A 5,689-nucleotide genomic window follows, 5' to 3' on the forward strand; every position below is an offset into this window, starting at 1 on the left:
ACGCACAGGCGGATTGATCGTCCCGAGCACGGCGTTATTGCGGGTGATGGTGACCGATTCCCCTCGTGCCAAGGCGTCCAGCACCTGGTTCGTGCGCCGGGCCAGATCGGTGGCGGTGACAGTCGTCATAGATGTTCCTCCAGCAGGACATTTCGCATTTTACGTAATTTGCGTAATTTGTCCACGCTTGGCGATGGATGAGGGCCCGCGCGGGAATCCGCAGGCAACGCTCGCGCCGAGTGTCCGCGATAGCCTCTGACTGTTGATCGGCTCGCCGGAGCGCCATCGACGGCGCCCATGCCTCATACTGTTTGCCAAGGGCGCCCCCATTTCTCGTCCCAGCACGAACACCCTCTATCCCCCAGCCGATCAGAACGGGAGCGAATTTGGCCAGCCAAGACGTTTTCGATCGCCCGCATGCCGTCGCCGTCCAGGCCGCGCCCTGCGACGAACTGATCATCCGCACCCAGCCCACCGCGGTCGATCGGCCATGTCGGCGCAAACGTCGCGCACTCGCCGCGACAATCCTCGGTTCGAGCATGGCGTTCATCGACGGCTCGGTCGTCAATGTCGCGCTGCCCTCCATTCAAAGCGACCTCGGCGCGAGCGTTGCCGCCATTCAGTGGGTCGTCAACGCGTATCTGCTGTTTCTCGCGTCTCTCGTGCTCGTCGGCGGGTCGATGGGCGACAAACTGGGCCGACGCACGGTGTTCATCGGGGGCATCGGGCTCTTCTCCCTCGCCTCGGCCGCCTGCGCTCTGGCGCCGCATACGGATGCGCTCATCGCCGCACGCGCGGCTCAAGGCATCGGCGCGGCGCTTCTCGTTCCGAGCAGTCTTGCCATCATCGGTGCGGTATTCGAAGGCGAAGCGCGCGGGCGGGCGATCGGCATTTGGACCGGGGTAGGCGCGATGATGTCCGCCGCGGGACCGGTGGCGGGAGGCTGGTTGGTCGATGCGTTTTCTTGGCGCGCGATCTTCTTTCTTAACGTGCCGCTCGCCGTGGTGACGATCGTCTTGGCCGCGTCTTCCGTGCCGAATAGCCACAAACGGGATGCACCGCAAAAGCTCGACTGGCTAGGCGCGCTGAGCGCGGCGGCGGGATTGGGGGCCCTTACCTACGGACTCACAGAAGCCCCGGCGCATGGATTTGCCGATCCGCTCGTGGTCGGGACGATCGGCGCCGGCGTGCTGGCGCTCGCCGCATTCGTAGCAATCGAAGCGAACAGCCGCCATCCGATGGTGCCGCTCGACGTGTTCCGCTCGCGCGAATTCACCGGGGCCAATCTCGTCACGCTGCTGCTCTACTTCGGATTGGGCGGCTTGCTGTTTTTTCTGCCGTACACACTGATCCGCGCGCACGCCTACACCGCTACAGAAGCGGGCGCCGCGCTGCTGCCGGTGCCGGTCATCATCGGCTTGCTGTCGCGCTTCACCGGCGGCCTGACGAGCCGCTATGGTCCGCGCACGCTTTTGACGGCGGGGCCCTGCGTGGCCGGAATCGGGTTTGCGCTCCTGGCGCTGCCGTTCGCCCGCGGCAGTTATTGGTCCGGTTACTTCCCTGCACTGGCAGTGCTCGGGCTCGGCATGACGATCACCGTCGCGCCGCTGACCACGACCGTCATGAGTTCGGTGTCGACCGAGCGCGCCGGCGTTGCCTCCGGCATCAACAATTCCGTTGCACGCGTGGCGAGCTTGCTTGCTATCGCCGTGCTCGGCATCGTGTTCGTTGAGGTGCATGGCGCGGCGCTGCGCGCCGTCGCGCTCGTGTGCGCGGCGTGCGCGTTCGCCGGCGCAGGGTTGGGCGCGGCCACCATTCGGTCCGGGTCGAGCAATGGGAAGCCGCCGGCGCGTGATCAATGAAACGTCATCTTCGACGATTGCAGGTTCGTCAAGACGCCACCCTTGAAGCGAAACCATCCCGTCGAGCTTCGCAATACGACTTCATCGCCCTGCCAGAAGACGCGCCTCACCGCTATGCGCTTGCCCAATCGCTGCACGAGCGGCGGATGACGGCGGAAATCGTAGAGCACGGGGCCGCGATCGGTCAGCACCAGCATGCGCGTGAGCGTGTCGTTGGACTGATCGACGTCATCGAAATGCGTGAGCCGATTCGCGCCGAAGCGATCGAAAATTTCGGCGTCGAGCATCCCCGAGAATTCCGAGCCGGCTTGCACGAATTGCAGCCTGCCCGACGGCGTGACGAAAGGGCCCGGCTCACTGCTTTGTGCATGAGCGCCCGTGGCGAAACACGTGGCCGCGAGGGCGGCTAGAAACAGTCGTTTCATGGTTTCTCTTCGATGCAACAACGTTCGACGGCGTTTCGCCGTCGAATCGAGGCTTGCGGCAACCACGCCAAGCAGCGGTTTGCCGACCGGCGTCACTCGTCCATCAACCGGACCTTGACCTTCTTGCCCTTGACCTTGCCGGCGTTGAGCTTGCGCAGCGCGTCGCGTGCGATGCTTCGCTCGACCGCGACATAGGTCGAGTATTCGGTCACGTTGATTTTGCCGATCTGCGCGCTGCTAAAACCCGCTTCGCCGGTCAGCGCTCCGAGCACATCGCCGGGGCGAATCTTCTCTTTGCGTCCACCGAGAATCTGCAGCGTTTCCATCGGCGGCAACAACGGGGCATTGCTTTCGGCCTTGAGTTCGGCAAGCGCGTGCCATTCGAGATCGCGCCCTTGCGCCTGTTCGATGCTGCCCACGCGCCCCATCTCGTTCATGCTGACGAGGGTCAACGCCCAGCCGTCCTGATCTGCGCGCCCAGTACGGCCGATGCGGTGTACATGCACTTCCGGATCCGGCGTCACGTCGACGTTGATGACGGCTTCGAGCTGGGCCACGTCGAGCCCGCGCGCGGCGACGTCGGTGGCCACCAGCACCGAGCAGCTTCGGTTCGCGAACTGGATCAGCACTTGATCGCGCTCGCGCTGATCGAGTTCGCCGTGCAACGCCAACGCGTGGAAACCCTGGGCGCGCAGCACGTCGAGCAGATCGCGGCATTGCTGTTTCGTGTTGCAGAACGCCAGCGTGCTCACCGGACGGTAATGGTTCAGCAACAGGCCGACCGCGTGCAGCCGCTCGTCTTCGGTCACTTCATAAAAGCGTTGGCGAATCTTGCTGTCATCGTGGCGCTCTTCCAACCTCACTTCTTTCGCATTGCGCAAGAACCGTTGACTGAGCTTGGCGATGCCCTCCGGATACGTCGCGGAAAACAGCAGCGTTTGGCGTTCTTTCGGACATTGACCGACCACCTTCGCGATATCGTCGTAAAAGCCCATGTCGAGCATCCGATCCGCTTCGTCGAGCACGAGCGTATTCAGGGCGCCGAGTGCAAGGCTGCCCCGCTCCAGATGGTCCATGATCCGCCCCGGCGTGCCGACGACGATATGCGCGCCATGTTCGAGGCTCGCGGTTTGAGGCGCCATGGGCGTACCGCCGCACAACGTCAGCACTTTGATGTTTTCCTCGGCGCGCGCGAGGCGGCGGATTTCCTGCGTGACTTGATCGGCCAGCTCACGCGTCGGGCAAAGGACCATCGCTTGCACCTCGAACCGGCGTGCATCGAGCCGTGCGAGCAAGGCAAGGGAGAATGCGGCCGTCTTGCCGCTGCCCGTCTTCGCCTGAGCGATCAGATCGTGTCCGGCGAGCGCGACCGGAAGGCTCATCGCTTGAATCGGCGTCATCGAGACATAGCCGAGTCGGTCGAGGTTGGCGAGTACCGCGGGCGCAAGCGGAAGTTCGCTGAAAGGCGTGGCGATCGGTTTGTTTGTCATGGGGCGGCGTTGCATAGGATAAACGTACTGCCCGATGCCTCGGGTAACGCGCAACGGCGCTTCCCGTAGCTTGGGCCAAGCACGGAGTTTACTCGCAACGGCGTGGACCTTCGAACACCCGACATGACCGAGTCGCACCGCATCGTTTAAAATCCGGGGCGTACGCACGTCTCTTCGCTCTCGCATGCGTACGCGGCATCGTCAACGATGCCCCGTCGCTCCGGTGCAACGAGCGGCGTACGGCGTGTCGACGATGCGTTCGACCGCTCTCTCGAGCGCTCCGCGGTTTCGCGGCCGGCCGCCTTGCCGAATCACGTCGCAACGGGGTGCGATGCACGGCGCTTTCCTTCTAGCCAAGACCTTTGCTGCGGATTCGATTCGAACCCTGGGATTCATGGTTCGCAGCTCTGAAGGGTCGAACCGTCGTCGAAAGCGTCGGGCATCGTGCTCGGTGCATTCGAGCCACAACATAGCCAAAGGAGACCCGATGAGCCGTCTGGTTGTCGTTTCCAACCGCGTTGCCAATCCTCAAAAACCTGCTGCCGGTGGCCTTGCGGTGGCAGTCAGGGAAAGCTTGCGCGAAACCGGCGGAATCTGGTTCGGCTGGAGCGGCCGCCAGCAAGAGGACGCGCCGGAAGAAAAGACTGGCGCGAAGGTCACGGTTCAAACCGTCGGCAATGTGCAGTTGGTCACTGCCGACCTAAGCCGAGAAGAATACGAGAACTACTATCTCGGCTACGCCAACAACGTCTTGTGGCCGGTCTTTCACTACCGGCTCGACCTGGCGCGATTCGACGAGCGCTTCGCGGACGCCTATCGCCGCGTCAATCGAAAGTTCGCCCATGCGTTGCACGAGCAGCTCAAGCCGGACGACGTCATCTGGGTGCACGACTACCATCTGATCCCGCTCGCCGCGGAGCTGCGCGCGTTGGGATGCGACAACCCAATCGGCTTCTTTCTTCACATTCCGCTTCCGCCTCCCCAGGTCTTGGCCGCGATTCCCGAGCACGCTTCGCTCGTCCAATCGTTGTTCGCCTACGATCTGGTCGGCTTTCAGACGGAAAGCGATGTGACGCATTTCGCGCACTACCTCGAAGCCGAAACCCATGCGGAACGCCTATCCGAAGGAAAATTTCGCGGATTCGGCCGAATCGCCTCGGTGGCCGCGTTCCCGATCGGCATCGATATCGAGGAGTTTTCTAAGCTCGTTCGTAGCCGCGAAGGAATGGATATGTTCGAGCGCATGCGAAAGGAATATTCCCGCCGGCAGTTGCTCGTCGGCGTCGACAGGCTCGACTATTCCAAGGGCCTTCCGCAGCGCCTTCAGGCTTTTCGTCGCTTGCTCGAGACCCACGAAGAGAACCGCGACCGAGCCACGCTGATCCAAATTGCGGCGCCAAGCCGCGAAGCCCTCGACGCGTACGACGATCTGCGCTGCGAAATGGACAGCCTTTGCGGCGCGATCAACAGCGACTACGGCGAACTTGACTGGATGCCCGTGCGCTACATTCATCGCAGCGTCGCCCGCAAGCGCCTGCCCGGCCTGTACCGCGCGAGCCGCGTCGCGTTGGTCACCCCGTTGCGCGACGGTATGAACCTCGTCGCGAAGGAGTACCTCGCGGCTCAGGATCCGACGGACCCGGGCGTACTCGTCCTGTCGCGTTTCGCCGGCGCGGCGGAACAGCTCAAGGAAGCGGTGTTAGTGAACCCGTACGACACGCAGGAGATGGCGGAGGCCATCCAGCGCGCGCTGACGATGCCGATCGAAGAACGCGTGGAGCGGCATGCCTCGCTCATGGCCACCATACGGCGCTACGACGTGCATTGGTGGCGCAAGCGCTTTCTCGATGAACTCAAACACGCCGTCGAGCCGTTGCCCGCTTAAGCGCGACACAAGCCGGAGCGAACGGGC

General features: G+C 63.2%; 4 protein-coding genes. 2 read left to right on the plus strand and 2 right to left on the minus strand.

All coding sequences use genetic code 11. The features are described from left to right. Positions 1–386: 386 nt before the first annotated feature. The gene (locus VL598_RS14425) at positions 387–1,862 is read left to right on the plus strand and encodes an MFS transporter (RefSeq protein WP_325327410.1); all 1,476 of its coding nucleotides are present in this window, start codon (positions 387–389) and stop codon (positions 1,860–1,862) included. On the opposite strand, the gene VL598_RS14430 is transcribed toward VL598_RS14425, so the two are convergent. Beyond that, positions 1,856–2,287, minus strand: coding sequence for a hypothetical protein (locus VL598_RS14430; RefSeq protein ID WP_325327411.1), 432 nt, complete (start codon positions 2,285–2,287; stop codon positions 1,856–1,858). The genes VL598_RS14425 and VL598_RS14430 overlap by 7 nt on opposite strands. Before the next feature lie 92 nt (positions 2,288–2,379). Then, a complete protein-coding gene (gene dbpA, locus VL598_RS14435) occupies positions 2,380–3,777 on the minus strand; it encodes an ATP-dependent RNA helicase DbpA (RefSeq protein ID WP_325327412.1) in 1,398 nt (465 codons plus the stop codon). Positions 3,778–4,264: 487 nt separating this feature from the next. On the opposite strand from dbpA, the gene otsA reads away from it, so the two are divergent. Further along, positions 4,265–5,662: an alpha,alpha-trehalose-phosphate synthase (UDP-forming) gene (gene otsA, locus VL598_RS14440; protein WP_325327413.1), complete on the plus strand. Its 1,398-nt coding sequence runs from the start codon at positions 4,265–4,267 to the stop codon at positions 5,660–5,662. Positions 5,663–5,689 lie beyond the last annotated feature (27 nt).

Origin of the sequence: Trinickia sp. (assembly GCF_035492435.1) — a bacterium.
GTDB lineage: Bacteria > Pseudomonadota > Gammaproteobacteria > Burkholderiales > Burkholderiaceae > Trinickia.